At 55.6% G+C, this 27,000-nt stretch carries 29 protein-coding genes; 10 read left to right on the forward strand and 19 right to left on the reverse strand.

The genetic code is table 11. The features are described from left to right. Positions 1 to 151 precede the first annotated feature (151 nt). Positions 152 to 1,063 (reverse strand): fructokinase, encoded by a 912-nt coding sequence (gene mak, locus ACE38U_RS17790; RefSeq protein WP_375530259.1) that lies wholly within the window; start codon positions 1,061 to 1,063, stop codon positions 152 to 154. Between the two features lie 125 nt (positions 1,064 to 1,188). On the opposite strand from mak, the gene rdgC reads away from it, so the two are divergent. After that, positions 1,189 to 2,100, forward strand: coding sequence for a recombination-associated protein RdgC (rdgC, locus tag ACE38U_RS17795; RefSeq protein WP_038475148.1), 912 nt, complete (start codon positions 1,189 to 1,191; stop codon positions 2,098 to 2,100). Between the two features lie 60 nt (positions 2,101 to 2,160). On the opposite strand, the gene ppnP is transcribed toward rdgC, so the two are convergent. The 4 genes from ppnP to aroL form a co-directional block, all read right to left on the reverse strand. Beyond that, positions 2,161 to 2,454, reverse strand: coding sequence for a pyrimidine/purine nucleoside phosphorylase (gene ppnP / locus ACE38U_RS17800; RefSeq protein ID WP_008454495.1), 294 nt, complete (start codon positions 2,452 to 2,454; stop codon positions 2,161 to 2,163). Between the two features lie 82 nt (positions 2,455 to 2,536). Then, complete coding sequence (locus ACE38U_RS17805; RefSeq protein ID WP_375530260.1) at positions 2,537 to 3,214, reverse strand: AroM family protein; 678 nt, start codon at positions 3,212 to 3,214, stop codon at positions 2,537 to 2,539. A 249-nt stretch (positions 3,215 to 3,463) separates the two neighbouring features. Then, positions 3,464 to 3,655, reverse strand: coding sequence for a YaiA family protein (locus ACE38U_RS17810; RefSeq protein ID WP_038475152.1), 192 nt, complete (start codon positions 3,653 to 3,655; stop codon positions 3,464 to 3,466). A 40-nt stretch (positions 3,656 to 3,695) separates the two neighbouring features. Next, positions 3,696 to 4,220 (reverse strand): shikimate kinase AroL, encoded by a 525-nt coding sequence (aroL, locus tag ACE38U_RS17815; RefSeq protein ID WP_375530261.1) that lies wholly within the window; start codon positions 4,218 to 4,220, stop codon positions 3,696 to 3,698. 350 nt (positions 4,221 to 4,570) lie between these two features. Here aroL and ACE38U_RS17820 point away from each other — a divergent pair, with 350 nt between their 5' ends. Beyond that, the gene (locus ACE38U_RS17820) at positions 4,571 to 5,332 is read left to right on the forward strand and encodes a DUF2076 domain-containing protein (protein WP_375530262.1); all 762 of its coding nucleotides are present in this window, start codon (positions 4,571 to 4,573) and stop codon (positions 5,330 to 5,332) included. On the opposite strand, the gene ACE38U_RS17825 is transcribed toward ACE38U_RS17820, so the two are convergent. Further along, positions 5,329 to 5,790: a YaiI/YqxD family protein gene (locus ACE38U_RS17825; protein ID WP_038475159.1), complete on the reverse strand. Its 462-nt coding sequence runs from the start codon at positions 5,788 to 5,790 to the stop codon at positions 5,329 to 5,331. The two genes, ACE38U_RS17820 and ACE38U_RS17825, sit on opposite strands and share 4 nt — an antisense overlap. 179 nt (positions 5,791 to 5,969) lie before the next feature. On the opposite strand from ACE38U_RS17825, the gene proC reads away from it, so the two are divergent. Then, entirely contained in the window at positions 5,970 to 6,779 is an 810-nt protein-coding gene (gene proC, locus ACE38U_RS17830) for a pyrroline-5-carboxylate reductase (RefSeq protein WP_038475161.1), read from the forward strand. Positions 6,780 to 6,906: 127 nt separating this feature from the next. Here proC and ACE38U_RS17835 read toward each other — a convergent pair whose 3' ends face one another. The 4 genes from ACE38U_RS17835 to ACE38U_RS17850 all read right to left on the reverse strand — a co-directional run bounded on the left by ACE38U_RS17835 (position 6,907) and on the right by ACE38U_RS17850 (position 10,586). After that, positions 6,907 to 7,218 (reverse strand): PsiF family protein, encoded by a 312-nt coding sequence (locus ACE38U_RS17835; RefSeq protein ID WP_038475163.1) that lies wholly within the window; start codon positions 7,216 to 7,218, stop codon positions 6,907 to 6,909. 102 nt (positions 7,219 to 7,320) lie between these two features. After that, the gene (phoA, locus tag ACE38U_RS17840; protein ID WP_375530263.1) at positions 7,321 to 8,739 is read right to left on the reverse strand and encodes an alkaline phosphatase; all 1,419 of its coding nucleotides are present in this window, start codon (positions 8,737 to 8,739) and stop codon (positions 7,321 to 7,323) included. A 93-nt stretch (positions 8,740 to 8,832) separates the two neighbouring features. Next, on the reverse strand, positions 8,833 to 9,093 hold the full coding sequence (iraP, locus tag ACE38U_RS17845) for an anti-adapter protein IraP (RefSeq protein WP_038475168.1): 261 nt from the start codon (positions 9,091 to 9,093) through the stop codon (positions 8,833 to 8,835). 275 nt (positions 9,094 to 9,368) lie between these two features. After that, complete coding sequence (locus tag ACE38U_RS17850) at positions 9,369 to 10,586, reverse strand: multidrug efflux MFS transporter (RefSeq protein WP_038482915.1); 1,218 nt, start codon at positions 10,584 to 10,586, stop codon at positions 9,369 to 9,371. 230 nt (positions 10,587 to 10,816) lie between these two features. Here ACE38U_RS17850 and ddlA point away from each other — a divergent pair, with 230 nt between their 5' ends. Further along, on the forward strand, positions 10,817 to 11,917 hold the full coding sequence (gene ddlA / locus ACE38U_RS17855) for a D-alanine--D-alanine ligase (RefSeq protein ID WP_038475170.1): 1,101 nt from the start codon (positions 10,817 to 10,819) through the stop codon (positions 11,915 to 11,917). 3 nt (positions 11,918 to 11,920) lie between these two features. Here the strand turns inward: ddlA and ACE38U_RS17860 are convergent, their stop codons facing one another. Then, positions 11,921 to 12,133 (reverse strand): DUF2754 family protein, encoded by a 213-nt coding sequence (locus ACE38U_RS17860; RefSeq protein WP_052049067.1) that lies wholly within the window; start codon positions 12,131 to 12,133, stop codon positions 11,921 to 11,923. A gap of 272 nt (positions 12,134 to 12,405) precedes the next feature. Here ACE38U_RS17860 and ACE38U_RS17865 point away from each other — a divergent pair, with 272 nt between their 5' ends. Beyond that, positions 12,406 to 12,744 (forward strand): DUF2755 family protein, encoded by a 339-nt coding sequence (locus ACE38U_RS17865; protein WP_038475174.1) that lies wholly within the window; start codon positions 12,406 to 12,408, stop codon positions 12,742 to 12,744. A gap of 39 nt (positions 12,745 to 12,783) precedes the next feature. Here ACE38U_RS17865 and ACE38U_RS17870 read toward each other — a convergent pair whose 3' ends face one another. Together ACE38U_RS17870 and ACE38U_RS17875 are read right to left on the reverse strand one after the other, a co-directional pair. Beyond that, entirely contained in the window at positions 12,784 to 13,866 is a 1,083-nt protein-coding gene (locus tag ACE38U_RS17870) for a DUF1615 domain-containing protein (RefSeq protein ID WP_038475176.1), read from the reverse strand. 31 nt (positions 13,867 to 13,897) lie between these two features. After that, a complete protein-coding gene (locus ACE38U_RS17875; RefSeq protein ID WP_375530264.1) occupies positions 13,898 to 14,791 on the reverse strand; it encodes a LysR substrate-binding domain-containing protein in 894 nt (297 codons plus the stop codon). A 104-nt stretch (positions 14,792 to 14,895) separates the two neighbouring features. Here ACE38U_RS17875 and ACE38U_RS17880 point away from each other — a divergent pair, with 104 nt between their 5' ends. From ACE38U_RS17880 to ACE38U_RS17895, 4 genes are all read left to right on the forward strand, one after another. Beyond that, entirely contained in the window at positions 14,896 to 15,480 is a 585-nt protein-coding gene (locus ACE38U_RS17880; protein WP_375530265.1) for a nuclear transport factor 2 family protein, read from the forward strand. A gap of 86 nt (positions 15,481 to 15,566) precedes the next feature. Then, on the forward strand, positions 15,567 to 16,022 hold the full coding sequence (locus tag ACE38U_RS17885; protein WP_038475182.1) for a transcriptional regulator, SarA/Rot family: 456 nt from the start codon (positions 15,567 to 15,569) through the stop codon (positions 16,020 to 16,022). Positions 16,023 to 16,046: 24 nt separating this feature from the next. Then, complete coding sequence (locus ACE38U_RS17890; protein WP_038475184.1) at positions 16,047 to 17,225, forward strand: HlyD family secretion protein; 1,179 nt, start codon at positions 16,047 to 16,049, stop codon at positions 17,223 to 17,225. 10 nt (positions 17,226 to 17,235) lie between these two features. Then, the gene (locus ACE38U_RS17895; protein ID WP_038475186.1) at positions 17,236 to 18,771 is read left to right on the forward strand and encodes a DHA2 family efflux MFS transporter permease subunit; all 1,536 of its coding nucleotides are present in this window, start codon (positions 17,236 to 17,238) and stop codon (positions 18,769 to 18,771) included. Between the two features lie 42 nt (positions 18,772 to 18,813). On the opposite strand, the gene sbmA is transcribed toward ACE38U_RS17895, so the two are convergent. The 3 genes from sbmA to lpxP form a co-directional block, all read right to left on the reverse strand. Continuing rightward, a complete protein-coding gene (gene sbmA, locus ACE38U_RS17900; RefSeq protein ID WP_038475188.1) occupies positions 18,814 to 20,031 on the reverse strand; it encodes a peptide antibiotic transporter SbmA in 1,218 nt (405 codons plus the stop codon). A 109-nt stretch (positions 20,032 to 20,140) separates the two neighbouring features. Beyond that, positions 20,141 to 20,665, reverse strand: coding sequence for an isochorismatase family protein (locus ACE38U_RS17905; protein ID WP_038475190.1), 525 nt, complete (start codon positions 20,663 to 20,665; stop codon positions 20,141 to 20,143). A 53-nt stretch (positions 20,666 to 20,718) separates the two neighbouring features. Then, positions 20,719 to 21,645, reverse strand: a complete 927-nt coding sequence (gene lpxP, locus ACE38U_RS17910) for a kdo(2)-lipid IV(A) palmitoleoyltransferase (RefSeq protein WP_038475192.1) — start codon at positions 21,643 to 21,645, stop codon at positions 20,719 to 20,721. Between the two features lie 411 nt (positions 21,646 to 22,056). Between lpxP and ampH the strand changes: the two genes are divergently transcribed. After that, positions 22,057 to 23,214 carry a D-alanyl-D-alanine-carboxypeptidase/endopeptidase AmpH gene (ampH, locus tag ACE38U_RS17915; protein ID WP_375530266.1) on the forward strand — a complete coding sequence of 386 codons (1,158 nt, stop codon included), beginning with the start codon at positions 22,057 to 22,059 and terminating at the stop codon, positions 23,212 to 23,214. 16 nt (positions 23,215 to 23,230) lie between these two features. Here the strand turns inward: ampH and ACE38U_RS17920 are convergent, their stop codons facing one another. The 3 genes from ACE38U_RS17920 to ACE38U_RS17930 form a co-directional block, all read right to left on the reverse strand. Then, positions 23,231 to 24,253, reverse strand: coding sequence for a sensor domain-containing diguanylate cyclase (locus ACE38U_RS17920; protein ID WP_038475197.1), 1,023 nt, complete (start codon positions 24,251 to 24,253; stop codon positions 23,231 to 23,233). Between the two features lie 133 nt (positions 24,254 to 24,386). After that, on the reverse strand, positions 24,387 to 25,289 hold the full coding sequence (locus ACE38U_RS17925; protein ID WP_375530267.1) for an EamA family transporter: 903 nt from the start codon (positions 25,287 to 25,289) through the stop codon (positions 24,387 to 24,389). Positions 25,290 to 25,395: 106 nt separating this feature from the next. Next, the gene (locus ACE38U_RS17930; RefSeq protein ID WP_375530268.1) at positions 25,396 to 26,931 is read right to left on the reverse strand and encodes a methyl-accepting chemotaxis protein; all 1,536 of its coding nucleotides are present in this window, start codon (positions 26,929 to 26,931) and stop codon (positions 25,396 to 25,398) included. Between the last annotated feature and the right edge of the window lie 69 nt (positions 26,932 to 27,000).

A 27,000-nucleotide genomic window follows, 5' to 3' on the forward strand; every position in this document is an offset into this window, starting at 1 on the left:
AAAACGAGGCGATTTAAGCCGGAACCGTGCCTCGCTTCATATTTTTACCCTCACCCTAACCCTCTCCCTGAAAGGGAGAGGGAAAAAAGAATGTTCTCTATCGGCTGTTTCCCCCCTCTCCCTCTGGGAGAGGGCCGGGGTGAGGGGCGATTTACTTCTCCAGAGGCCACAACCACGCCGCACCGCGAACGCCGCTGGAATCGCCGTGTACCGCCTTGCGAATCGGCGTTTCACACTCACCGCCAAACACCCACGGCTTAATCAGCTGGGGCACCGTCCGGTATAAACGCTCCACGTTACTCATTCCACCGCCCAGCACGATCGCATCCGGATCCAGAATATTCACGATATGCGCCAGCGACTTCGCCAGACGAGTCTCGTAGCGGCTGATGGCCAGCTCGGCCAGCGGATCCTGCTGCTCGGCCAGGCTAAAGATCTCATGCCCTTTCAGCGTTTTTCCGCTCAGGCGCTGGTAGTCGGTGCCGAAGCCGGTGCCGGAAATAAAGGTCTCAATGCACCCCTGCTTGCCGCAGTAGCACGGCACTTCTTCCCGGAAACGCAGCTCGTCTTCGTCCATCCACGGCAGCGGGTTATGCCCCCACTCGCCCGCCGTACCGTTGCCGCCAATCAGGCTGCGGCCATTAATCGCCACGCCCGCCCCGCACCCGGTGCCGACGATCACCGCAAAGACGATCTGTGCGCCAGCAGCGGCACCGTCGATAGCTTCCGAAACGGCCAGGCAGTTGGCGTCGTTAGCCAGCCTGACTTCTCGCTTCAGCGCCAGGCTGAGATCCTTATCAAACGGCTGTCCGTTAAGCCAGGTTGAGTTCGCATTTTTCACCACCCGGGTATAAGGGGAAATCGACCCCGGGATCCCAAGCCCTACCGTACCGGTCTCGCCCGTGGCTTCTTCCGCCAGCCGCACCAGCTCAACAATGTTTTTGATAGTGGCCTGGTAGTCATTTTTAGGCGTTGGCAAACGGTGGCGGTAGAGCTGTTTCCCGTCGTCTGCCAGCGCAATCACTTCTGTTTTAGTCCCACCGAGATCGATACCTATGCGCACAAGAGCTTCCTCATTTGGTGATAATTATCAACAACATAAAATGCAGCGTAAGCAAAGGCAATGAAACGAGGCCGTCAATTCGTTATCATGCCCGCTGCGTTTAACTGACAACCTGGGACAGAATCATGCTGTGGTTTAAAAATTTAATGGTTTACCGTTTAAGCCGTGACATCACGCTGACGGCGGATGCAATGGAAAAACAGTTAGCCGCCTTCACCTTCACCCCTTGCGGCAGCCAGGACATGGCTAAAACCGGCTGGGTGTCGCCGATGGGCTCGCACAGCGATGCATTAACCCATGTTGCCAACGGCCAGATTGTGATTTGCGCCCGTAAAGAAGAAAAAATTCTGCCGGCCCCGGTCATCAAACAGGCTCTGGAAGCCAAAATCAATAAGCTTGAAGCAGAGCAGGCCCGCAAGCTGAAAAAGACCGAAAAAGACGCCCTGAAAGACGAAGTCCTGCACTCCCTGCTGCCGCGCGCTTTCAGCCGTTTTAGCCAGACAATGATGTGGGTAGATACGGTCAACGGCCTGATCATGATCGACTGCGCCAGCGCCAAAAAAGCGGAAGACACGCTGGCACTGCTGCGTAAAAGTCTGGGTTCGCTGCCGGTGGTACCGCTGGCGCTGGAAAACCCTATCGAGCTGACCCTTACCGAGTGGGTGCGTTCAGGAGATGTTCCGGCAGGTTTTGCGCTGATGGACGAAGCTGAACTCAAGGCTATCCTTGAAGGCGGCGGCGTGATCCGCTGCAAGCAGCAGGAGCTGGTGTGCGACGAAATCGCGGCGCACATTGAAACCGGCAAAGTGGTCACCAGGCTGGCGCTGGACTGGCAGGAGCGTATTCAGTTCGTACTGGCCGACGACGGCTCGATCAAACGCCTGAAGTTTGCCGATATCCTGCGCGAACAGAACGACGATATCGACCGGGAAGATTTTGGCGGACGTTTCGATGCCGATTTCATCCTGATGACCGGTGAACTGTCGGCGCTGGTGACTAACCTGGTAGAAGCGCTGGGCGGCGAAGCGCAGCGTTAATTAAGCGGCTGAGTCGTGAGAGATAGCCCCTCGCCGTAAACGAGGGGCTAAAAAATTCAGTTATTTATCTGCCAGGTAGCGGCAAAGGTAGGACGTTGGCTCGGCAACCTGGAGATGAAACTCGCTGTGGCCCGGCACGTTAAACACTTCGCCCGCAGCATAGGTTTTCCACTCGGTTTCCCCCGGCAGCAGAACGTGTAATGCGCCGCTCACAACGGTCATCTCTTCCGGCTGGGCGGTCCCGAAGGTGTATTCCCCCTCCGCCATCACGCCAACGCTGGCACGGCCAGTGCTGCTGCTGGTAAAACCGATGGATTTTACTTTACCGGAGAAGTACTCGTTACTCTGAAGCATGGACAGGCCCTTAATCGACTTTAGTGAAAAATCCACTATAGAGGCGAACTCTCTGGCCTGTCACGCAAATTGTTAATTCCGTTCAGATAAGCAATTCTGCCGCTAATCTGGCGACCAGCACGTTGGATAAAAGTACCGGCACATCCAGCTGCTTTTGCAGTAAATCCCGGTGCTTTTGATGGTAGCCAAGGCAGTCCAGCACCAGAACATCCGCCCCGTCCGCCATCAGCTTTCTTCCGGCCTCAAGCAAGTCGGCTTCGCTGCCGTGCACCGGATTCGCGAGGGCATAAAGCGGGGGATGGGTCAGCTTGCGCCACTTCAGCTCCTGAAACTTAATCATGTCGGCGACCGGCAGGATAATCCCCACTTGATGACCGTCCACAATCGAAGCCACCAGCGGCGGAATAATACGCTCAGGCTCCAGCAGAATCGCGTTACGGGCGCTAAGCCCCGTCAGCGGCATGGTGCTCATCAGCAGAATGACTTCGTAGCCCTGATTATCCAGCTGTTCGATGATGCCCTGCATCGCAATGGAGATTTTGTCGCGCCCGACCGAAGTAATGGTGTTGTCCGCCAGCAAAGTGAGCAAGGACTCTTCTCCGGGCGAAGGGGAAAACTGGCGCCGGACCTCATCAGGAGAGAGGTTGCCCAGCAGGCTTACCTGCGAGATTTGTTGCTCAGAGATATGTTCGGTTAAAAATGGCAAAACCTCACTCACTGACACTTTGCCGACGGTGAGAATGGCTACAGTTGGTTTCATGCTTCGCTCCGCTATTACTCAGTCACCGCCCTTTTCGCTGCACTGCTCCACGTCCGCTATGAAATAACTCCGCCGGGGTCGATCGTTTTTTGCTCGCCGTAATCCGCAGCATACAACCAGAGTGATATCGAAATCCTTAACGAAACATCAACTACTGTGCAACATCTCTAAATAGATATATTTTAAGTAAATTAACGAGATAAAAGTTTCTCTGATCAAAGATGAAACACCAACGTCTGCAGCCATCGATCAGGATTTCTGCGGATCTTCATAGCGCTGTTTTGCGTCCAGCGCTTCCTGATGCGTTTCGTGTTCGCTTATCAGCGTGTCCTGATGAGGGTGATCCGCCCGCAGCTGGTACCCGGTGACGGTTGAACCCGGCACGCCTTTCTGCACTTCGACAATTCGGGCTTCACGGGGGTAAGGAGGTTGAGTTGCCATCGCTCGTCCTTATTTCTTATGGATGAGCGTTAAGTATAGGCTAACTGGCGCGGGCCATTTGTAATGCGCTGAGGATAGCTTCCACCACCGCATCCGGGGGACAGGTTGCGTCCACAATGTGACGGGCAACCTGGCGGTACAGCCCTTCTCGAGCGGCCAGCACATCCACGATTTCATCGGTGACGCCTTTTCCAGTCAGGGTTGGGCGCTGATCTTCCTCCGGAGAAGCATTCAGGCGTGAAGCCAGGACCTGCGCCGGAGCGTGCAGCCAAATGGTAATGCCGTTTTCCTGCATAAACTGACGATTGCTGTCTGCCAGCACCATGCCGCCGCCGGTGGCCACAACGGTCGCCGGCGCCGTCACCCGCTGAAGCGCATCAGACTCACGGGTACGGAACCCTTCCCAGCCCTCTTCGGCCACAATCTCCGCCACGCTCTTTCCGGTGTGGGTCAGCAGAAAACTATCGGTATCGACAAATGCATAACCCAGCGTTCTCGCCAGAGCCTGACCGACGGTCGTCTTGCCACAGCCGCGCGCGCCGACCAAGAAAAGGGGTTGAGTCATCAGGGATAATCCTCGGAAGTGCAGGCCTCAGGCCAGTAGGGATAAAAGCAGGAAACAGAACGCGATAATACCATCAAACTAGTACGCAACAAAACGTAAACTTATAGTTACAATCACAATTTCTACCACAAAGAAGCCAGTAATAACGGCCTTAACTGGAGGTTAATAAGTGTAAACTAAATCCACCACCCGCCAGCAGCGTCACAATACTTTAAACGCCAGGCCAATGACAACCCTTAATCTGAGATTCGGTAACACATTTATGGTTAGCTTTACGATTAAGGCGTTTCACCTACGCTCAAGTTGATCCAGACTCGTTTTAAGACTTCATCATGACAGAGGTATGAACCATGCAATCTGAAGAGCAGCGTCTTATCGACGGGCTTTTTGACCGTCTGAAACAGGCCGAGAGCCAAAGTGCCACCCGGGATGCGGCCGCAGAACAGCGGATTGCGCAACACCTCAGCCAGCAGCCAGGTGCCGCCTACTACATGGCGCAGACGATCCTTATCCAGGAAGCGGCCATGAAACAGCTGAACGGTAAAATTCAGGAGCTGGAAGCGAAAGTCACCGAACTTGAACAGAAGTCTCGCCAGCAGCAGAGCAGCGGCGGTTTTTTGGCCGGATTATTCGGCGGCAGCAGCAACAGCAATAATAGCCCTCGCGGTTCCGACCCGATTCCGGGCAGCCAGAACTATGGCACATCAGCCGCACCGGGCTACGGCGCACCTCAAAGCGGGTACGGTGCTCCTGCCGGCTATGGTGCACCACAGGCGGCACCTGCGAGCGCTCCGCGTGCGGGAGGCGGCTTCCTTTCTGGTGCGCTGCAAACCGCTGCGGGCGTAGCCGGGGGCGTTGTGGTGGCAGAAATGCTGACCAGCATGTTCCACCGCAGCCAGCCGGAAGAGATCGTGAATATCATCAACGAGCCGGCTCCAACCTTCGACAATAGCTCGTTTGATTCAGTCAACGACTACAGCCAGGTCGACGACCGCCAGTTCCAGAACCAGGGCGGCTGGCCGTCACAGGACAACGCTAACGACAACACCGGCTTCGGGAACGATGATTTCGGTGGTGACGATTACGGCGACGACGACGACAGCTTTATTTAAGATTTCTGCGCCCGCGCGACCATCAGCAGCCACTTTTCGAGTTCATTGGCAAACAGCTGGCGGTCGCGCTGGTTCAGGCTATCCGGCCCGCCGGTTTGTACGCCGCTGGCGCGCAGGGTATCCATAAAGTCACGCATCGTCAGGCGTTCACGAATGGTTGCTGGCGTGTAAAGCTCGCCCCGGGGGTTCAACGCAATGGCCCCTTTCTCAAGCACGTCCGCCGCCAGCGGAATATCGGCGGTGATCACCAGATCGTTTTTCTCGCAGCGACGAACAATTTCGTTGTCCGCCACGTCAAACCCCGAGGCAACCTGAAGGCTGCGAATAAAGCGTGATGGCGGCGTTTTCATCCCCTGGTTTGCGACCAGCGTGACCATCACCTGAGCGCGATCGGCCGCGCGAAAAAGGACCTCTTTTATCACTTTTGGACACGCATCGGCATCCACCCAAATTTGCATTATGGCTCCTGACTGTCGGTGGGAATGGGGCGATTTTGCCGTGCTTTTGCCGAATGGCAAAATTTATCTGTTTCAGCCCCCCGACCGTACCTCGTTGAGTGCAAACGTAGCCTAAGCGGTAAAAAGCGCGTTAAGCTATCACCATCAGATAACAAAACACATCACCATGGAGTAATGCTATGGATAAGAAAATTGGCTTTATTGGCTGCGGTAACATGGGCAAAGCGATCCTTGGCGGCCTGATTTCCAGCGGCCTGGTGCCGGCGGGCAATATCTGGGTTTATACCCCGTCGCCGGACAAGGTGCAGGCATTATGCGAAGAATACGGCATTAATCCGGCGCAGAGCGCGCAGGAAGTCGCGCAGATAGCCGACATCGTTTTTGGCGCGGTGAAGCCAAACATCATGCTGAAAGTGCTGAGCGAAGTGAATTCCGAGCTGAATAAAGACAGCGTTGTTATCTCCATTGCCGCAGGCATTACCCTGGAAACCCTCGCCAAAGTGCTGGGCCACGACCGCAAGATTATCCGTGCAATGCCGAATACCCCGGCGCTGGTGAATGCAGGCATGACGTCGGTGACGCCAAACGCGCTGGTCACGCCTGAAGATATTGCCGATGCGGTAAGCATTTTCCGCAGCTTTGGCCAGGCAGAAGTGGTAAGCGAAGCGATGATCCACCCGGTGGTGGGCGTCAGCGGTTCAGCACCGGCTTACGTCTTTATGTTTATCGAAGCCATGGCCGACGCCGCCGTTCTGGGCGGTATGCCGCGCAAGCAGGCCTATCAGTTTGCCGCTCAGGCGGTGATGGGCTCGGCGAAGATGGTGCTGGAAACCGGAAAGCATCCGGGCGAGCTGAAAGACATGGTCTGCTCCCCTGGCGGCACCACCATTGAGGCCGTCAAAGTGCTGGAAGAGAAAGGCTTCCGCGCTGCCGTGATGGAAGCGATGGTGAAGTGTATGGCGAAGTCGGAGCTGCTCGGGAAGTCCTGATTCTGGAATAGCCCCTCACCCTACCCCTCTCCCCACAGGGGAGAGGGAATTGGATCGAGCATCAATCTTCGATTTTCCCCCTCTCCCTTTCAGGGAGAGGGCCGGGGTGAGGGTCATTAAAAACGACTTACTTTTTCTTCAGACAGTTGCTCATAAAGGTTTTTCTGGCGTCGCCCTTCAGCGATTGCTTCGCGGCATCCGCATTACAATCCTTCATTTTTTGCTGCTGAGGCGTCAGGGTTTTCCCTGCCGCGGCAGGCGCTTCCCCTTTCAGACAGCTGCTCATATAGCTCTTACGCTGATCCCCTTTCAGGGACTGCGATGCCGCCTGCTGATTACAGCTCGTCATGCGCTGCTGCTGCGGCGTCATCGTTTTATCCGCCGCCGTTGCCGACCCAACCAGCCCTACCAGTAACACCGCTAATAATGAAAATTTCATACCTTATTCCTTTTTTATAGTGACGATTAAAGCCTGGCCTAAGGCAAAAAAAATGCGACGTTTCCGCCGCATTTTTTTCTCACCTGTTACGTCTGTACACCTTTATTCCAGCGCCATCGCCGATTTCATGGTGTAGAACAGATCGGTCTGGTCAGTCAGCCCCACCACGTTTGCCGCATGTGGGCCATAGGCCGCCACGCGCAGCTGGGTGCCAGTGTGCTCCTGAGATTCTCCCTCGGAGTTACCGTAGCTAATGACCATCACTGCGCCATCTTTAGTATTTAGCGCCTGAGTCAGGCCTGGGGCTTTAGTGTCCGGAGCCACAATCTGGCTGGAGTGGGCATGATCCGCCGTCACGATGACCAGGGTATTGCCGTCCTTACGGGCAAACTCGAGCGCTTTCTGCACGGCTTCGTCGAGATCGACCGTCTCGCCAATCTGCCCGCAAGGGTTAGCGGCGTGATCCTGTTTATCGATAGAAGCGCCTTCAACCTGCAGGAAGAAGCCTTTTTCGTTGCCTTTAAGCAGATCGATAGCTTTTTCAGTCATCTGCGCCAGGGTCGGCACGCTGCTGTCGCGCTTTGGATTTTCCGTACAGGTCACCGCTGGCTGGTCAATATTGCCATGGTAGGTTGCCTTCGGGCCTTCCCAACGCACCGGCATATTGCCGTCCGCGAACATGCCAATGAGCGGTTTCTGCTGGTTGGCGACGGTCACCGCCGCAAGACCTGCCGCGTTGTCTACCCACTGATAACCGCGGGCATCCGCCTGCTCGCGCAGCGTTTTACCGTTCCACTCTCCGGCTTTCGCCACTTCGCTGAAGGTTTTTGCTCCGCCGCCAAGCGTGACGTCGGCTCGGGTATTCAGCAGTTGCTCGGTAATGGAGCCTTTGCCGCCGTTCTCCAGCGCGTTGGTCGAGCATTTTTCACTGGTCGCGCTCGGGCCATAGCATTTACGCCCGGTGACGTGGGAAACCAGTGCGGCAGGCGTCGCATCCTGAATTTCAGCCGTTGAAACGTTCCCCGTGGCCTTCCCGGCGGCCTTCGCCAGCTCGAGAATGGTCACGTGGTCTTTTCCGTCAACGTCCACGCCCAGCGCGCCGTTGTAGGTTTTTACGCCGGTACTCCACGCCGTGGCGGAGGCCGCAGAATCGGTCACGTAATCCGGCTTTTTCGTTTTCTTGTCTAAAGAATAATGGGTGTATTGCCCGGTGAGCGGTAACGCATCAATTCCCTTAAAGAAGCCACCGGCCCCTTCGGCATAGTTTCGGGCGGCGGTTATTTCCGAATCGCCCATTCCGTCACCGATCAGCAGAATAATGTTTTTTGCCGTTTTATTGTTTAACGAGGCGCGAATAGCTTCTGTCCGATCGCCGGTAATACGGCGGGCGCCACCCGGCTGAGTTAAATCTCCCTGAGCTGCGCGATTTTCCAGAGGGGATGATGATGTTTCTTGTGATTGTGATGGGGTGCTGGCAAGCAGCAAAGGCAGCAGGCTGGCGATAATTACGCTCTGTTTCACTTTATTTTCTCCATGTAGTAACTACTGAATATAAATAAAAACAGAGCGAGTATAAAAATGACTTATGACACTAATATGACAGCAAAATTTGATTCAACTACGGGGATGGATAAGGAGCTTTTTTAAATATTGACGGAGTAATTCGGTATCCTGGACGGGCACTGCGGTCTTTGGGGAGGCATCATCTAACGCCCCTTCAATACTGGCAACTAATGCCGAACGTTCGCCTTGTTCAAGCCGTCTCAATAAGGCCGTCACCACTATTTCCAGGGCTTCCACCTGAGCGACCAGCTCTTTTGACTCTTCTTCCTTTTCGGCGAGTTTAACCAATAACTCTGCAATAAGATTTTTCATTTTCTCTGTCCCTGCGGGGTTAGGATATGACGTTAACACTCAGATCCACCCGAGAGCAATATGCCGGGTTAAATATGTGCGGAACAGCAAATAGCGGCAGGCTTAAAACGATTCAGTCTGATAATAATCCCGGAAGCGAATTTTTCGCACTACAAAAAAAGAATAATGGAATATTATTCACTAAGTCACAGGCTGCTGAGCGAATGAAAAATAAGTCGACATCAATTTTCATATTTCACGCATTAATATAGCCAGCCGCCACAAAAAAACAGCGCTCAGGTTTTTCTGTCGAGTATCTGCTGCCGGGCATTTTTCCGTTTAAGAGCAGCGGCAAGCTGCCAGACATTGAGCAGCACAACCACGGCGGTTGCCGCAAAAACGTAACGAAAACCGGCCATTGCGGACACACCTGCCCCCATTAAAGGCCCGGCGACGTTCCCTAAATACATAAACGACTGGTTATACCCGAAGATGCGCCCGGTCACCTGGTCGCTACAGTATTTCAGCAGCAGCGTTTGCACCGCTGGCAGCATGGCTCCGTCGGCAAAGCCCAGCATAAAACGCAATATTCCAAGCTGCACCGGAGAGGTCACAAAGGACATTGCCAGGAATAACACCACCGCGCAGCACAGCGTCGCCATCAAAATACGTTCGGTGCCAATGCGGTCGCCCAGTTTGCCAAGTTTTGGCGCAGCAAACAGCGCGGAAATCCCCGGCAAGGCGGCGATAAACCCGCTCATAAAAGCGATGTTAAGGCTGTCCGGGGAAAGCTGTTTAATAAACAGCGCCAGGATAGGCCCAATCGAGCCGTTGCAGAGCTGAATCACCAGCGTGGTAATAAACAGGCTGAAAATAAGCCAGGGATAAGGCAGCGTGGCAAACACCTCCTTTCCGGTCAGGCGTTCATCCTTGCTGATTTTAGGCCGTGCGCCCTCTTTAATCAGCAACAGCGTCACCAGGAAACTGACCATCAGCAACCCAGCGGTGGCAAAGAAAACCGGCCGGAGCCCCAAGTGGTCAGCCATAAAACCGCCCAGCAGCGGGCCCACGATCACGCCGCTGATTTGCCCGGTAGACAGCGTGCTGATGGCCCAGCCGCTGCGCTCACGCGGAACCTGCGAAGCAATCAGCGCCATGGCATTAGGGATATAGCCTGAGGTCAAGCCCATCACCGCCCGCAGCAGGAACAGCTGCCAGACGTTGGTGGCAAAAGCCTGCAGCAGAATAGCTACTGCCATGCCGAAGGAGGCGCGGAGCAGCATCAGCTTGCGCCCTTTACGGTCGGCCAGGCTGCCCCACATCGGAGAGACAATTGCCGAGACTAAAAACGTGACGCTGAAGGTGAGGCCGGACCAAAGGGAGAGTGCTTCGTGGGAGGTGACGCCGAGTTGCTCAACGTAGAGCGGAAGAAAAGGCAAAATCTGGCTGATCGCAAGGCCGGTAAAGAAGCAGCCGAACCAGACTGAAATGAGGTTAACCTTCCAGGACTCCATAGCGCGCTTTTTCAAAGGGGATGCAACCAGACAGAACGATTTCTGGAAAGCTTATCACACTAATGAATAGTGCCGTCAGCACGCCGGGCATACCATTACGATATGGAAATGATTGCTTACTAAAGCACATATCCTGCCCCACCGGGCCTGTTGATGCAGGAACCACATGAATCCCCGTTATGAGCGTGCTATGTTGTCCACTTTCGTAAAGTGATGGGTGGATTAAAGGCATGGCAAAACTGCGGGTTGGTATCGTGTTTGGTGGGAAATCGGCAGAACACGAGGTGTCGCTGCAGTCGGCAAAAAATATCGTCGACGCCATTGATAAGTCGAAATTTGATGTGGTGCTGCTGGGGATTGATAAACAGGGCCAGTGGCATATCAACGATGCGTCCAGCTACCTGCTGAACGCCAATAATCCGGCGCTTATCGCCCTGAACCGGTCAGAGAAGAACGTGGCGCTGGTTCCAGGCCAGACCGAGCATCAGCTTATTGAAGCTAACGGCGCGGAACAGCTTTCTCAGGTCGACGTGATTTTCCCGATTGTGCACGGCACGCTGGGTGAAGACGGTTCCCTGCAGGGCATGCTGCGCGTCGCTAATCTGCCGTTTGTTGGCTCGGGCGTGCTGGGCTCAGCGGTGAGTATGGATAAGGACATTGCCAAACGCCTGCTGCGTGACGCGGGTCTGAACGTGGCGCCATTCATTACGCTGACGCGCGCTAACCGTGCAAAAATCAGCTTCGCCGAGGTAGAAAAACAGCTCGGCCTGCCGCTGTTTGTTAAGCCAGCCAACCAGGGCTCCTCCGTCGGCGTTAGCAAAGCCAATAGCGAAGAGCAGTATCACGCGGCGGTGGCGTTAGCCTTTGAGTTTGACCATAAAGTGGTGGTCGAGACCGGCATTAAAGGCCGTGAAATCGAATGTGCGGTGTTGGGGAACGATTACCCGCAGGCCAGCACCTGCGGCGAGATCGTGGTCAACAGCGAGTTTTACTCCTACGACACCAAGTACATCGATGAGCAGGCCGCGAAGGTGGTCGTCCCTGCGGTGCTTGACGCAGACGTTAACGATAAGATTCGTAAAATTGCGGTTCGCGCTTATCAGGCGCTGGAGTGCAGCGGCATGGCCCGCGTTGACGTCTTCCTGACCGAAAACAACGAAGTTATCATCAACGAGATCAATACGCTGCCGGGCTTCACCAACATCAGCATGTATCCCAAGCTGTGGCAGGCCAGCGGCATCAGCTATCAGGAACTGATCACCCGCCTGATTGAGCTTGCCCTTGAGCGCCACCAGCAGGATTGTGCGCTGAAAAGCTCCATCACTTCGTAACGCTTAAGGCTCCGCCGTTTCCGACTCTTCCCGGGGGCGGCGGATAATAAAGCCTGCCAGCCAGAAACAAATCACCCAGGTCACCAGCCCCACCGCATAATTCTGCCAGCCCGTCGTTTCCAGCCCCATCAGGCCAATCACGCCGTTAAGAATAAAAATCAGCCCTATCGCCACCGCATAGTAGTGCCAGTCACGACGCATTTTCAGGGTTAACATAGCCGCCTCACGCATTGAGAAATAAACCTGCCGGCATTGTCGCACATCAGCGGCAGGGAAACGCGCTGTTGCCGCAGGCTCGGCTAGCATAATGTTAATAAAATTTCCGTTAAGTTACAAAAATGTGAAGTTAAGCAAAAAACGCAAAACCAGGAGGATTCTGCCCCACAAATTACCAGCAATCTGATATTGACAACGCTTATGACCTGCCAAAATCCGCGCTATGGGGAGTCACACATTTGATTCGCATTACGCTTTTACGGGAGGTCATGATGGCTGATGTTTCATTCTCGAAAGCCGTTATTCCGGCAACTCGGGTAATAATGACGACAAAAACGGAAGGGTCGGTGCCCGGCAACGTTGCCTACGCGCTGTTCGTTCTGTTTTGCTTCTGGGTTGCCACCCAAATGCTGAATCTTATCGTTCAGGCTCCCGGCGTGCTGGAATACCTGGCCCAAAGCAACGATGCCAGCCGCCCACGCATTGAGATGGGCCTGGCGGTCAGCACCATTTTTGGACTCATTCCTTTCCTGCTGGGCGCGCTGACTATTGGCATCGTCGCCCTGGCGCTACGCCTGCGGCACCGCCGCAACTCAGCCTGGTTTTACTGAGTCAAAAGGCGGAAGTCTTCAGACTCCGCCCGCTCCGGCTTAGCGCTGCATACAGCTCGCCCGTCTATCGTCCACCCGTTTTGCAAACCAGGCCGTGGTCAGATTGCGGGTAATTTTCGGGCTTTCAAGCGTGATGCCGGGCAGCACCTCTTTCGGCAACGGCTGACCCGCCTTTTTCTCCGCTATCGCAAAGACCTGCTTGTAGAGGCTGGTTTTTTCAAACCCAATGCTGTCCCCTTTTTGCAGCGCCCGGCGAATTTCGCTGTCGCTCATATCCAGCTGTTTTGACAGCTTGCGCACCGCCATCTCGGTACTGCTCGGCTTGTCGCTGGTATAGAGGATCAGGTCCCCGTCCAATGCCAGCTTCACGCCCGCCGCGCGGCTGACCGCGCTCTGGAAGGCAGCGTTTCGGCTGGCGTACCAGCCCGCATTGTAGTCGGCAAAGCGATAAAGAGGTTGGCTGTAGTTAGCCGGATAATTCAGCAGATGGTAGGTGCCAAACCAAAGCCCACCGCGGCGGGTGAAGACCTCCTGGCGCACGGAGCCTTCCATCTTCCACGGATAGCCGTCGGTATGCTTCTCGGCAAAGGCCACGCTGACCTGCATCGTGCCGCCGGTTCGCACCGGGTTAAAGCTGCCGAACAGCTTCTGCCCCATCGGCACCATCGTCAGGAAGTCGTCAAAAATGGCGCTAAGCTGCCCTTCGGTTTTGACGTTATCCAGCCTTTCGCTGTAGCTCTTGCCGTTGGGGGAATTAATGCGCAGTGCGGTATGCACCAGCAGCGGTGGAATGTGCATTTTCTCGGCGCGGCGGTCTATCTCTTTCCAGGCGATTTTATTCAACCCCGGCACCGCCGGGTCAGCCTGCAGATTGGACTCCTGTAACGCCACGGCCAGTACGGAACAGATGTTCTCTTCGTTCGGCTCAAGGTTTTGGCTTTTTAAGGTCGTCAGCAGGTCTTTTGCCAGGCCCGCCCTATCCTTTACCCCTTCCGGGATTTTCCGCCGGGCAACGGTTTCGATATCTATTGGCTTAGCTGCCGCGGTCGTAGTAGAGGCCGGCGTGCTGCCTTTGGTTGTACACCCAGTCAATACCAACAAGGCTCCCAGAGAGAGCGCCATCAATCCATGCTGCCTGTTCAATAAGTCATCCTCATAACGTTTCGTTGTGATTATTTTTCAGGGCCAGACGAACCCAGGCCTTAACGGCCCCCTGAGTTTCATCGCGACGGCTTAACAATAGCAATTCAGCCGTCAGTCGCCGATCGGAAATTGGCTGATAAACCAGGTGCGGGATAGCCATGTGGGTAAAAGAATGCGGCAGCAGCGCAATGCCAAAACCGGAGGCCACCATTGCCAGTGCGCCAAGCGTGCTGGATGCGCGGTATAGCGGCTCGGGGACTTCACTGCCCCACCGCTCCCGAACCTGCTCCAGGGCTTCGTCGCCCTCGCCGGCGGCGAACTGAATATGAGGAACCTGCGCCAGCATCTCAAGCGTGATCCGCTTTTCGGCCGCCAGCGGGCTGCCTTCGGCCACCGCAACCATCATCGGCCATTCCGCAATTTTAACCGCCTCAATATCTTCGGCAAGCTCGCCCATCAGCGGCGTATAAGCTACGTCGACAGCCCGCTGCCTGAGCGCCTCACCGAGCGCGAGGGGTGACATTTCCTGAAGCTGAAGCTCGACCTTCGGCAGAAGCCGGCGAAAAGCGCGAACGTCGTTCATCAAGCACCCGGAAACCACGGCGTTACCGGCAAAGCCAATTCTCACCAGGCCGGTTTCGCCCCGCAGCGCTCTCTGAACTATATTTTTACCGTGCTCGGCCTGTTCAAGCGTGCGTCTCGCCTCCGGCAGCAGCAATCTTCCCGCTTCCGTTAGCTCGACCTTACGGCTGGTGCGCGTAAACAGCGGCCCGCCTACTTCGTCTTCCAGCGTGCGAATCTGCATACTTAGCGCGGGCTGGACAATGTGCAGCCGCGCGGCGGCCTGGCCAAAATGACCGGTTTCGGCCAGCGTCACGAAGTAGCGAAGGTGTCTTAATTCCATGCTCATCAGCCATCAATTTTAATGATTGAATCATCATATCAATATATTTCATTTATCAATAACGCGGAGCAACAATGGGCTCCTTACCTTGACAGGAGCCTTATATGAACAGTGACTATTTGCAGGACCGCCTCGCCATTAACGACTTAATCAACGGCTGGATGCACCGGGATCTTGCCCAGTGGGACAAGCTATCTGCGCTCTTCCACCCGGAAGGCACTATCGAAGTCACCTGGTTTGAGGGCCTTGCCAGCGAATTTATCCAGGGCTCGATGCGGATGGGCAAGTCCGACATCAGCACCAAACACCTGATTGGTACGCCGGTCGTCAGCTTCAATAGCGCACAAGACAAGGCGATCTCTGAAACCAACGCCATGATTATTGGCCAAAACCACAGGTTAGAAATGGGCGCCACCTGCCATAACCGTTTCTATGACATGCTGGAAAAACGCCAGGGCGTCTGGCGAATTCTGCGCCGCCAGGTGGTTTACGATTTTGGCTCATTCGACTTCCCGTTTGGCCCGGTGGACATTGATAAAGAGGCGGCAAAACGCTACCCGGCAGCCTACGCCCCCCTCGCATATCTGCTGGAAAAATCAGGTTTTCCTGTACAGCGCGTGTTTGCAACGCAAGGCTCAGACCTCGAAATTGCGATGAAAAAAGAGGCCCAGTCCTGGCTGGTTGGCTGACAAAACGTGCTCTCATCCTGACATAACGTTGACAATTAGATGCCTGGTCAGTAATTTCATTTGCAACTACTGACCAGGCAAATATCATGAGTAACTCTACGGGTATCCCTCCTTCTAAACTGCACCTTGGCCTGCTGATTCACCTGTCGAACCAGTTCAAAGACCAGCTCATTACCCAGTATTTTTCGCCGATGGGCATTACCGGTGCGCAATTTAAAGTCTTGATAAGTATCTTTAAGGGCTTCAACAGCCCGGTTGAAGTCAGCAAAAATCTGGTGATGGATACCGGCGCCATGAGCCGCATGCTTGAACGAATGGTGAAGCGAGATCTGATCGTGCGAAACGTGAATCCCGAAGATAAACGTCAGGTGATTCTGGCGCTGACCGAGAAAGGGCAAGAGCTATGCGAAGCTTTCCAGAACGACGCGCTGGCGTCGATTATCGGCACCCTTACCGAGCGCCTGACGCCTGAAGAATCAAAGCAGCTCAATGAACTGCTAATCAAAATGCTGCCGGATGAGATCACCGAGCGCCACCTCTGAGCTTTCTGATTAAGGCCACAAAAAATGCAAACCTCTACCGAGCAGGTTGAACGCGCGCCGGGCAAACGCAAGCGTAACTTCGCCATCTTTCTCATCATCCTGTTGCTCATCGGCGCAGGCTGCGTGGCGTGGTACATGCTCTACGCGCGCTACTACGAAACAACCGACGACGCTTACGTCAACGGCAACCAGGTCACGCTGACGCCGCAAATCGGCGGGACGGTGACTCAGGTCAGCGTCGATGAAGGCGACTATGTCGAAAAAGGCCAGCCGCTGGTGCAGCTTGATCCAAGCGATACCGAAATTGCGCTCCAGCAGGCGGAAGCCAACCTTGCCAACACCGTGCGCCAGGTACGCGGGCTTTACAGCACCGCGGACAACTACCGTGCCCAGGTTGCCGCGAAGCAGGTTGCGCTGCAAACCGCGCAAAGCGACTACGCTCGCCGCCAGAAAATCTTTGCCACCGGCGCGATTGCCGCTGAAGACTTGTCCCACTACCGCGATGCGGTCACCAGCGCGCAGAGCGACCTGGTCGCCGCCCAGCAGGCATTGCGCACTAACCTCGCAATGGTGGATGACACGGTCATCGACAGCCATCCGGAAATTAAAAGCGCCGTGGCCACGCTGCGCCAGCGCTTCCTCGACAACGCGCGCAGCACCATCGTCGCGCCGGTGAGCGGATTTGTCGCTAAGCGCGCCGTTCAGCTGGGCATGCGCGTCGATTCCGGCACTACCCTGCTGGCGATTGTGCCGCTGGACCAGGTGTGGGTTGACGCCAACTTCAAAGAGAGCCAGATGCAGGCCATGCGCCTGGGGCAGAAAGTAACGCTGACCGCCGATCTCTACGGCGACGACGTGGAATACCAGGGCACCATTGAAAGCCTCGGCATCGGCACCGGCAGCGCCTTCTCGCTGTTACCGGCCCAGAACGCCAGCGGCAACTGGATCAAAATCGTGCAGCGCCTGCCGGTCCGCATCACGCTTGACCCGCATGACATGCAGAAGCACCCGCTTCGCGTAGGGCTGTCGATGTTTGCTCGCGTGGATATCCGCAATGCTGACGGCCACCTGCTGCCGCAAAAGACCGTCGCCGCACCGCGCTTCACCACCGACGTTTACCAGAACGCGCTGGACGAAGCCGACAAGCTGGTCACCAAAATCCTTCATGACAACAGCCAGCCGGTAGCGTCAGGCAACCGCTAAGAGAGTCGTTATGCAAGATAAGGCGGCGTTTACGCCCCCCAGCCTGCTGCTGGCGACCATCGCGCTGTCGCTGGCCACCTTTATGCAGGTGCTGGACTCCACCATCGCTAACGTGGCGCTGCCGACGATCGCCGGTAACCTCGGCGTCAGCGCCGATCAGGGCACCTGGGTTATCACCTCGTTCGCGGTGTGTAACGCCATTGCCCTGCCGCTGACCGGCTGGTTTACCCGCCGGTTTGGGCAGCTCAAACTGTTCGTCGGGTCGGTGGCGCTGTTTACCCTCACCTCGTTCCTGTGCGGTTTTGCCCACAGCATGACCGAGCTGATTATCTTCCGTGCGCTGCAGGGCTTTTTCGCCGGGCCGATGTTCCCGATGTGCCAGACGCTGCTGCTGATAATCTTCCCGTCCAGCAAGCGAAGTATGGCGCTGGCGCTGCTGTCGATGGTAACGGTTGTCGCGCCGATTGTCGGGCCGATCACCGGGGGCTGGATAACCGATAACTATTCCTGGCCGTGGATCTTCTACATCAACGTGCCGATCGGGATCTTTGCCGCCATCGTGGTGTGGGCGCAGCTGCGTGAACGCGAAGAGACCACCACCATCGCCCCAATCGACTACATCGGCATTGCGCTGCTGGTGCTCGGCGTCGGGCTGCTTCAGGTGGTGCTGGACAAGGGGAACGATCTCGACTGGTTTGCCTCGCCGGAAATCATCACCATGTCGGTTATCTCGGCCGTTTCGCTGGTATCGTTTGTCATTTGGGAACTGGGTGAGCGCCACCCAATCGTTAACCTGCGGCTGTTCGCCGACCGTAACTTTGCCATCGGCACATTGTCGCTGACGCTGGGGTACGCGGCGTTCTTCGCCATCAACATTATTCTGCCGCAGTGGCTGCAGACCCAGATGGGCTATACCGCTATTTGGGCCGGTCTTGCCGCCGCGCCGATGGGCGTATTGCCGCTGCTGCTGACGCCGATTGTCGGGCGCTACGCCAACCAGGTGGATATGCGCCTGCTGGCCACGCTGTCGTTCCTGACCATGGGCGCTTCGTGCCTGCTGCGCGCGCAGTTTAATACCAGCGTGGATTTCCGCACTATTGCCGAAGTGCAGCTGTTCATGGGGATTGGCGTGGCGTTCTTCTTCATGCCGATAACCACCATTGTGCTGTCGAACCTGCACGGCGTTGAAGTCGCAGAAGGCTCTGGCCTGGCAACCTTCTTCCGCGTGCTCGGCGGGTCGTTTGCTTCTTCGCTGACCACCTGGATTTGGTCCCGCCGCGAGGTTTACCACCACGCCAACCTGACGGAAAGCGTGTCGGCCTATAACCCTTCGGCGATGGATTATCTGCATAAGATGGGCGGCGCTACGCAGCAGCACCTCGCCGTGGTGGATAAAACCATCGAACAGCAGGCCTATATGATGTCGACCATCGACTACTTCTGGCTGCTGGGCTGGGGCTTTATGGCGCTGATTGTGGTGATTTGGTTTGCCCGTCCGCCGTTTATACGGGCAGGCGCACCGGGGGCCCCTTCCGCAGGGCACTAATCAAAAAAGGGATGGCATTACGCCATCCCTTTTCTTTTTGCCTTAGACGGCTTCTTCGGTACCCGGCACCGGCACATCCTGCAGCGTGCGCTCGAAGCTGCGCAGACGTTTGTAGATAGACATCAGCTCAACCAGCGTGGTCCAGGAACTGATCAGATACTGGAACGAGCCGCGTACCTGGCCAAAAGCGTTGGTTATCTGCTGCATCAGGCCCAGGGTAATTGCACCTGCGGCGATCGAAGGGAACAGCAGGAACAGGCCAAACACATTGTCTATCTGGAGGTAAAGGATGCGCACGATGTTGAAATAGGTGTAGTGGAAGTAGAGCCGGAAGTAGTTATGTCGAACGTCGCCAAACAGCGCTTTCACCGTTGGCGGAGTCGCGCGACTGGCGTCATCTTCCCCGTAAACCAGCTCTTTACGGTAGGCGGCCTCCACTTTCTGGTTATTAAACTGCAGTCCCGGCAGCTTTATCCCGACCGCAGCCAGCAGGCCGGTTCCCATCAGCGACCAGATAATCGCCGCAATTACCAGGCCATAAGGCACCGCGCCAACAATCGGCAATTCTTTAACGTGTGGAGACAGCGCGACAAGAATAGGCAAGAAGGCAATCAGGGTCATCACCGACTGCAGCAGGCTCACGCCCATATCCTCAAGCGTGGAGGCAAAGCGCATGGTGTCTTCCTGCACACGCTGGGCCGCCCCTTCGATATGGCGCAGCTTCTGCCAGTTTTCCATATAGTAGTCGTTCATCGCGGTGCGCCAGCGGAAGACGTAGTGGCTGATAAAGAAGCTATTCAGCACGCCGACGGTGACATAAATAAGAGCAATGCCGAGGAATACGCCGGTTTCGCTATAGAACCGCTGCAAAGGGACTTTATTTGGGGAAGCCAACGCGGTTTGGATAAGGTCAAAGAACGGGGCATACCAGGCGTTAATCGCCACGCCCAGCTCAACCATAAACCAGGTCACAAAGACGATCAGCGACGAGCCGAGAATCGACCAACGTTGCCAGGGATGTGGGCTCACCAACGCCCACACACCGGCAAAAAGCCCGACACAGACAGCGTAAAAAACATAAAAAACAAATGCTTTTAGCGTCCAGAAGCGTGCCGCGCTAATGGGGATTTGCTGGCTGGCGCCCGCAAGGTTTTCTAACCACAGGCCGCCGCCGGCCTGCCAAAATATGATTGCGAGTAGTCCCCATAGTGCCGCCGAAAGAAAAAACAGCTTCGGCGACGGGAAGAAAGATTTAAACATTACAGCACTCCTGATACGACTTTTTGTTGTTATATCTGCTGGTTATAGCGAACGTTCTACGATAATGCTTGCTGAATGTTGTATCAAGGAGTGAGAGGGTTTACATAACTTAGCGCCAGCCGTTGAGAATGGCCGAGGTCGTTTTCACCGCCAGCGTATTGCCCGGAATCGACAAATTAGCCCAAACCTCGTTGTGGTGCTGAATAAGCGCTTCGGCGCTTACCGACGCGCGGTCAGCCGTAGTGTGGGCATCGCTGGCAACCGTAATCGCATAGCCCCGGCTGACGCCGTTTTTGACGGTGGTATCCACGCAGTAATCCGTGGCGCAGCCGCACACCACCAGCTCATTGATTTCATTTTGTTTTAACAAAGAATCCAGCGTAGTGCGGTAGAAAGCATCGCAGGCCGTTTTGGTCACATACAGCGCCCCTGCCGGGCGATGCAGTTCGGGAATAATGTCGAACGCCTGGCTGCCTGGTTGAAGCTCCGCCTCGTGATGCTGGATAAAAATCACTTTTTCCGCCGCATCAATAAGTTGATTAATTCTGGCGGCGGTTTGTTCGCGAGCCCGGCGGGGGGACGCCAGAACGCCGTTTTGCATATCGATAACCATCACAACGCGGGGTGCAGGCATGCTGACTCTCCTTAGATTTAAGAAGGAAAAAGCGTAGCATACCTGCCGGAAGATTAAATCGTGTAGAGCCCGGCATGGCCGAACGGCCGGGTTTTAAAGCGGCGATGCAGCCACAGATACTGCTCCGGCGCGCGCATGATTTCGTGCTCAATCTTGCGGTTCACGTAGGCCGCGGCGGCCTGCTCATCTTCGGCCGGATAGTCACAAAATTCAGGCTCAATAACCAGTTGATAACCGGAGCCCCCGGGCTTACGAATCAAAACCGTGGTCAGAATGGCGGGTTTTGCCAGGCGAGCAATGGTAAAGGTGCCGTTGGTTGTCGCGGCCTCCTGAACGGCAAAGAATGGTGCAAAGGAACTGCCTTTCGGGCCGTAATCCTGGTCAGGGGCAAACCACACCGCCTCACCGGATTTCAGCGCCTTCACCATCCCTTTCAGATTGCGCCTGTCGAGCATCGCTTTGTTGGAACGCGAACGCCCGCGAGTCTGCACGTACTCCATCACCTTGTTATTGTGCGGGCGGTACATTGCCATCATCGGGCGGCACAGCCCCATGACGCGCCCGCCGAGCTCCAGCGACATAAAATGCACGCCGATAACCATCACGCCCTTGCCTTTGTCGCAGGCGGCGTTGATGTGCTCGAGGCCGCGGACGTCAAACCACTTGCGCACGCGTTCATCTGACCAGAACCAGGCCATGCCGGTTTCAATCAGCCCCATACCGAGCGAGCCGAAATTTTTCTGAACGATCATCTCGACCTGCGCCTCAGTGTAATGAGGGAAGCAAAGATGCAGGTTTTGACGGGCAATGGTGACCCGGCGCTTCAGGAAACGCATGGAGAAACGACCAATGAGGTCGCCCATCTTCATCAATACCGGATACGGAAGCTGCACCCACAGCCAAAGCACACCCAGTCCAAACCAGGTCAACCAGTAGCGAGGGTGTAAAAGACATTTATAAAACAGCGGCTTATTTGACATATTAACTTCTTAATGCGAGAGGGTTATGTATCGCATAAAGAACTCAATCAGTAGCGGTACGCCTTGGGCTATAACTAAGATGCTGCGTAAGGAAAATAGTTGCAGCGACGCAATAAATAACAGGCAGGATAATACGCATTTTTTGCTAAAGCAGCGTAGTGAAATTGTCAGTTTTTCTTCTTATTTAAGATCTTTCTTTACGGTCAAAGCGCGCAGTCAGCAGGACCGACGAACAAACAGACAAAAAATGCTGCATGAAGCCCCGGCTGACAAAGTTTTGTACGCCATCTGGTGATGTAACGCACGGTTACGCTTTTCATGCCACAAACGCTGAATTGACGCTTTGCATAAGGGCGCAGAGTAGTATAAATACCTGCAATACCGCTTTATTTTTCTAACTGGATTTTTGCGTTGAAAACTCGTCTCCCTCGTCTTCTTATGCTGGCCGCAGCCCTGCTTCCAGCGCTTAGTTTTGCGCAACTATCACCGGCGCCAGAATTCGCCGCCGACGTGGTCGATCGCTACGCAAACCACATCTACTACGGCAGCGGTGCGACCGGGATGGCCATCGTAGTCATTGACGGCAACCAGCGGGTGTTTCGCAGCTTCGGCGATACCCGACCGGGCAATAACGTTCGCCCGCAGCTGGATTCGGTGATTCGCATCGCCTCCCTGACAAAGCTAATGACCAGCGAAATGCTGGTTAAAATGCTCGATCAGGGAAAAGTCCAGCTTAACGATCCGCTCAGCAAGTATGCGCCTCCCGGCGCGCGCGTGCCGACCTTTAACGGCCAGCCGATCACGCTGGTTAACCTTGCCACCCACACCAGCTCTCTGCCGCGCGAACAGCCCGGCGGCGTAGCGCACCGCACGGTGTTTACCTGGCCAACGCGAGATCAGCGCTGGAACTGGCTCTCACAGGCTACGCTGAAGGCCGCGCCGGGCACCGTCGCCGCCTATTCAAACCTGGCGTTTGACCTGCTGGCCGATGCCCTGTCTCGCGCAACCGGTAGGCCTTACGCAGATCTGTTCGATGAGCAGATTGCCCGCCCGCTGGGCATGAAAGACACCACCTTTACCCCTTCGCCAGACCAGTGCAAACGCCTGATGATCGCCGAGAAAGGGGCCAGCCCCTGCGATAACACGCTGGCGGCCGTCGGCAGCGGCGGCGTCTATTCCACGCCGGGAGATATGATGCGCTGGATGCAGCAATTCCTCTCCTCCGACTTCCATCATCGCGGGAATCAGGCCGACAGAATGCAAACCCTGATTTATCAGCGCAGCCAGCTGCATAAGGTTATTGGCATGGACGTGCCGGGCAAAGCCGATGCACTGGGCATGGGCTGGGTGTGGATGTCGCCGAAAGAGGGCCGCCCGGGCATTATTCAGAAAACCGGCGGCGGCGGTGGCTTCATCACCTACATGGCGATGGTGCCGCAAAATAACGTGGGCGTTTTCGTGGTGGTTACGCGCTCGCCGCTAACCCGCTTCGTCAACATGAGCGACGGCGTGAACGATTTGGTCACCGAGCTAAGTGGCAGTGCAGTCCCGGTGACGCCAGCATCCTGAAGCCTGAGCGCGGCGTTTAGTTTACCGCCGCGCTATTCTTACGGCGTTTCTTATCGACATACATCAGCGTATCCGCCTCGCGTAGCGCATCGTCCGGGGTGGTGATCGCGGGATTAATGGCGATAGCGCCGATGCTTGGCCCGGCATAGTCAATCACGCAGGATTTTAGCTGATACTCTCCGCTCAGCAGCGCTGACAATCTGTTACGAAAGGCGGTCGCCGCGCGCAAGGCTTCGCTGTATTCCGTCGGCCCTGCCCCGGCGACGATAAACTCATCCCCGCCAATTCGGCCCAGAATCTCATCGCCCCTCACGCCCTCTTTGAGCCGCTTGCCGATCGCGCAAAGGAAATCGTCTCCGGTTTCATGGCCGTGCATATCGTTTATCTGCTTAAATCCGTCGAGATCGGCAAACGCCACCAGCACGTAGCGGGCGTCGTCTTTGGCTCGGGAGAACAGGCGAGGAAGTTGATCGAAGACCGCACGGCGGTTAGGCAGCCCGGTGAGATCGTCGGTGTAGCTGGCGGTGGTCAGTGCGACGTTGGCCTGCTGCAGCTTCTTCATCAGCTGCTCATTTTGGATCTGCTGGGCAATCAGTTGAGAAAACAGCTGCAACACTTGTTCACTATGATCGGTGAGGATGCGCTGTTCGGAACTGGCGGCGCACAGCGTGCCGTAGAGCGAGCCATCGGCAAGCGTCACGGGCGTGCTGACGTAGGTCACAATCCCCAGCGCCTTTGCCGCTTCAGAATCACCCCAAACGCTCGCCACATCGCAGGTATAGCGACGGCCTTCGTCCAACGCGCGTTTGCACAACGTGTCTTCCCAGGGAACGGAGAGCCCCTCGGGGATATTCATCGCCTTCGTATTGCGGGAAAAAACAATATGCTGCTGGCTGCCCTCCGCGTCGATGCGGGTCAGGTAGGTGGATTCCATATTGGTCACCAGCTCCAGCATCTCCAACAGCTGTCTGACCAAACCTTCCAGGGTATATTCGGCGTCTAAGGCGGTGGAGATACGCTCAATTAGATTATCAATCATCACACTGAAATACCTTTATCGGTGGTGCAGACTTACGCCCGGAAGCGCACTTTTTACCCTATCACAACGGTAACTTCTACCCACCAAAATATGATATTTCTGTCGACAATTAAACCTTGCAAAATGTAGAGCTTTAGCGCGAATGCAGCTTACCTCGGGAATCCAAAGAGATAAGCACCACGGAAGAGATAATCAGCAGCGATCCCAGCCAGTCCGGCAGCGTAAAGCTAATCCCCAGCAGCAATACCGACAGCAGCGCGCTGCTTAACGGCTCCGCGCAGCTGAGAATACTGGCCTTTGCCCCACCAATCATTTGCGCGCCGGTCAGATAGAGGCTGAAGGTAATAGCCGTGCCCACGATGACCAGGTAGAAAAAGGCCAGCAGCGTGCCGCCGCTCGCGGTAAAACTGCCTGGCTGGCTGGCGTAAAACGGCAGCAGTGCCGCGCCGCCCAGCAGCATGCTCCAGCCGACTATCGGTAACGTGCCGTAGCGGGAGATAAGCTTCGAGGGGTACGTCGTGTAAAACGCTGCGGCAAACGCGGAGGCAATCCCCCAAAACAGCGCGCTGCCCGAGATGGTAATCGACGCAGGGTTGCCGTGAGTCACCAGCACAAAGGTCCCGATGAGCGAGGTTCCGATCGCCGCATAAACCAGCTTGCCAGAGCGCTTTTTACGCACGAAGGCAAACCAGGCCACGATAATGGTTGGCGAGAGGAACTGCAGGACCGTGGCGGTTGCGGCGTTGGACTGCTCGATGGTTAGCAGGAAGGTCAACTGCACCGTTAACGCGCCGCAAAGGGTAAAAATCAGCAGAGAAATCAGGTCTTCACGCAGCTTAAACACGGCGAAGATTTTGTCCCCGTGCATAAACGACAGCATCAGCAGAATCAGGCCGGAAAACAGCAGCCGCAGCATGGTCAGCGACGCCGAGGAAATATGGCTCTGCTCCATAATGTATTGCGCACACACCCCGGAGCTTCCCCACAGCACCGCCGCAAACAACACATACAGCATCCCTTTCCGACTAACGCTCATCACCCTGCCCTTTCAAACTTCCGCTTAATTTAGGCCAGCATGATAGCGTAAATCCAGGAGGATAAGGTGCCGGACATCACTGTCACCCACGTCCGGCACAGCAAAATTAACTGCCGTAGACGTTAATCGCGCTGGTTAAGCGCCGCGCACGTTGATTAAGATTTTCAACGACCGCGCCTGCCTGCACCACCATGTCGGCATTGTTCTGCGTCATGGTACTTATTTGCTCCACCGAATGGTTAATAAGCCCAAGCGCGCTGGTCTGCTCGCGGGTCGCATCGCCAATTTCTCTTATCAACCCAGCCATCCTGACTATCTCTTCTGCCATTTCGCTGATGTGCTTTTCCGCACTTTTCACTTCGGCAACGCCCGAGCTGACGCTGGCTGCGTTACGATCGATCAGCGTTTTAATTTCTTTCGCCGCCGAGGCGGAATGCTGTGCCAGGTTACGGACTTCAGCGGCCACCACCGCAAAACCCCGCCCGGAAACGCCCGCTCTGGCCGCCTCCACCGCCGCATTCAGCGCGAGGATATTAGTCTGGAAAGCAATTTTGTCGATAACGCTGATTATCTCGACGATATGCTCGCTGGCCTCCGCCATCGACTCCATCATCGTCAGCGTGCGTTTCATCATCTGCTCGCCCTCCAGCGCACTTTGGCTGGCCCTGTCTGCCATTTGCGACGTCTGCGCGGCAGAATCCGCCGTCTGCTCGACCGCGCCGGAGATCTCCTCAATGGCCGCCGCCGTCTGCTGCAGCTGGGCGTAGGTTTCATCGGTACGTTCGCTCATCGCCCGGCTGCTACCTGCCAGCTGCTGGCTTATCCCGCCGATGCCGCTGACCTGGCCGCCCACATCATCCACCAGCGAGCGCAGATTAAGCCCCGACTGGTTTACCAGACGCATCATCAGGCCTATCTCATCCACGCGATTAAGCTGAATCAGCCCGGTTTTTTGCCCGGAGACAATTCTCTGCATTTGCCGGACGATGGTTTTTACCGGCCTGATAATTTGCTGCTGGAGAAAGCTCCCCAGCGCGGCAAGCAGCAAAACGGTCAGCGCCGCCTGCCCGCCGCTGTTCAAATGCACCAGCGGCATCACGCCAACGGCCAGCGCTAACGTAATCAGCGCCCCGAAGAGCCGTTGAGACAATGAAAGGCACTGAAAGAGCGACAGCACGCTTTTCCAGCCGCGACGGATAACCAGCCCTTTAAAGAAGCGCAGGTGCCCGGCACGTTTCTCTCTGACGGCCTGATATAGCGCTTCGCTTGCCGCCACTTCCTCTCGCTCCGGCACCGTTCGCACCGAAATATACCCGGTCAGTTCGCCGTCATGGTAAACCGGGGTCACGTTCGCACGGACCCAGTAAAAATCACCATTTTTCCGGCGATTTTTAACCATCCCCGTCCAGCTGTCTCCCTGCTGTAAAGTGGCCCACATATCGGCAAACGCCTCGGGCGGCATATCGGGGTGGCGAATAAGATTGTGCGCCTCGCCCATTAACTCTTGTTCGGTAAAACCACAGGCTTTAATAAAAGCAGAATTGGCATAAGTAATATGGCTGTGAATATCGGTGGTCGACATCAAAGCCTCTCCGTCCCTGAGAAGATGCTCCTGCTGCGTAACAGGGTTGTTAACTCTCATATAAATCCCAAGCTGTAAAAGAGAAGAGTGCCAGCGAGCGTGGCAAAAGGTATGCGATGTTGTTATTTA

The sequence above is a fragment of the Cedecea selenatireducens genome (assembly GCF_042138895.1).
GTDB classification, from domain to species: Bacteria; Pseudomonadota; Gammaproteobacteria; order Enterobacterales; family Enterobacteriaceae; genus Cedecea; species Cedecea selenatireducens.

What these genes read in the sequence shown, in the direction of transcription:
- rdgC (WP_038475148.1), top strand. Translation starts at nt 1,189, where the DNA reads ATGCTGTGGTTTAAAAATTTAATGGTTTACCGTTTAAGCCGTGACATC.
- ACE38U_RS17925 (WP_375530267.1), bottom strand. Translation starts at nt 25,289, where the DNA reads ATGAGCGTTAGTCGGAAAGGGATGCTGTATGTGTTGTTTGCGGCGGTG.
- ACE38U_RS17875 (WP_375530264.1), bottom strand. Translation starts at nt 14,791, where the DNA reads ATGGAATTAAGACACCTTCGCTACTTCGTGACGCTGGCCGAAACCGGT.
- ACE38U_RS17820 (WP_375530262.1), top strand. Translation starts at nt 4,571, where the DNA reads ATGCAATCTGAAGAGCAGCGTCTTATCGACGGGCTTTTTGACCGTCTG.
- ACE38U_RS17920 (WP_038475197.1), bottom strand. Translation starts at nt 24,253, where the DNA reads ATGATTGATAATCTAATTGAGCGTATCTCCACCGCCTTAGACGCCGAA.
- ACE38U_RS17850 (WP_038482915.1), bottom strand. Translation starts at nt 10,586, where the DNA reads ATGGAGTCCTGGAAGGTTAACCTCATTTCAGTCTGGTTCGGCTGCTTC.
- ACE38U_RS17835 (WP_038475163.1), bottom strand. Translation starts at nt 7,218, where the DNA reads ATGAAATTTTCATTATTAGCGGTGTTACTGGTAGGGCTGGTTGGGTCG.
- ACE38U_RS17805 (WP_375530260.1), bottom strand. Translation starts at nt 3,214, where the DNA reads ATGAAACCAACTGTAGCCATTCTCACCGTCGGCAAAGTGTCAGTGAGT.
- ddlA (WP_038475170.1), top strand. Translation starts at nt 10,817, where the DNA reads ATGGCAAAACTGCGGGTTGGTATCGTGTTTGGTGGGAAATCGGCAGAA.
- ACE38U_RS17895 (WP_038475186.1), top strand. Translation starts at nt 17,236, where the DNA reads ATGCAAGATAAGGCGGCGTTTACGCCCCCCAGCCTGCTGCTGGCGACC.
- ACE38U_RS17890 (WP_038475184.1), top strand. Translation starts at nt 16,047, where the DNA reads ATGCAAACCTCTACCGAGCAGGTTGAACGCGCGCCGGGCAAACGCAAG.
- ACE38U_RS17865 (WP_038475174.1), top strand. Translation starts at nt 12,406, where the DNA reads ATGGCTGATGTTTCATTCTCGAAAGCCGTTATTCCGGCAACTCGGGTA.
- ACE38U_RS17885 (WP_038475182.1), top strand. Translation starts at nt 15,567, where the DNA reads ATGAGTAACTCTACGGGTATCCCTCCTTCTAAACTGCACCTTGGCCTG.
- lpxP (WP_038475192.1), bottom strand. Translation starts at nt 21,645, where the DNA reads ATGTCAAATAAGCCGCTGTTTTATAAATGTCTTTTACACCCTCGCTAC.
- aroL (WP_375530261.1), bottom strand. Translation starts at nt 4,220, where the DNA reads ATGACTCAACCCCTTTTCTTGGTCGGCGCGCGCGGCTGTGGCAAGACG.
- ACE38U_RS17880 (WP_375530265.1), top strand. Translation starts at nt 14,896, where the DNA reads ATGAACAGTGACTATTTGCAGGACCGCCTCGCCATTAACGACTTAATC.
- ACE38U_RS17870 (WP_038475176.1), bottom strand. Translation starts at nt 13,866, where the DNA reads ATGGCGCTCTCTCTGGGAGCCTTGTTGGTATTGACTGGGTGTACAACC.
- iraP (WP_038475168.1), bottom strand. Translation starts at nt 9,093, where the DNA reads ATGAAAAATCTTATTGCAGAGTTATTGGTTAAACTCGCCGAAAAGGAA.
- ACE38U_RS17860 (WP_052049067.1), bottom strand. Translation starts at nt 12,133, where the DNA reads ATGTTAACCCTGAAAATGCGTCGTGACTGGCACTACTATGCGGTGGCG.
- sbmA (WP_038475188.1), bottom strand. Translation starts at nt 20,031, where the DNA reads ATGTTTAAATCTTTCTTCCCGTCGCCGAAGCTGTTTTTTCTTTCGGCG.
- ACE38U_RS17810 (WP_038475152.1), bottom strand. Translation starts at nt 3,655, where the DNA reads ATGGCAACTCAACCTCCTTACCCCCGTGAAGCCCGAATTGTCGAAGTG.
- ACE38U_RS17905 (WP_038475190.1), bottom strand. Translation starts at nt 20,665, where the DNA reads ATGCCTGCACCCCGCGTTGTGATGGTTATCGATATGCAAAACGGCGTT.
- proC (WP_038475161.1), top strand. Translation starts at nt 5,970, where the DNA reads ATGGATAAGAAAATTGGCTTTATTGGCTGCGGTAACATGGGCAAAGCG.
- ACE38U_RS17930 (WP_375530268.1), bottom strand. Translation starts at nt 26,931, where the DNA reads ATGAGAGTTAACAACCCTGTTACGCAGCAGGAGCATCTTCTCAGGGAC.
- ppnP (WP_008454495.1), bottom strand. Translation starts at nt 2,454, where the DNA reads ATGCTTCAGAGTAACGAGTACTTCTCCGGTAAAGTAAAATCCATCGGT.
- ACE38U_RS17825 (WP_038475159.1), bottom strand. Translation starts at nt 5,790, where the DNA reads ATGCAAATTTGGGTGGATGCCGATGCGTGTCCAAAAGTGATAAAAGAG.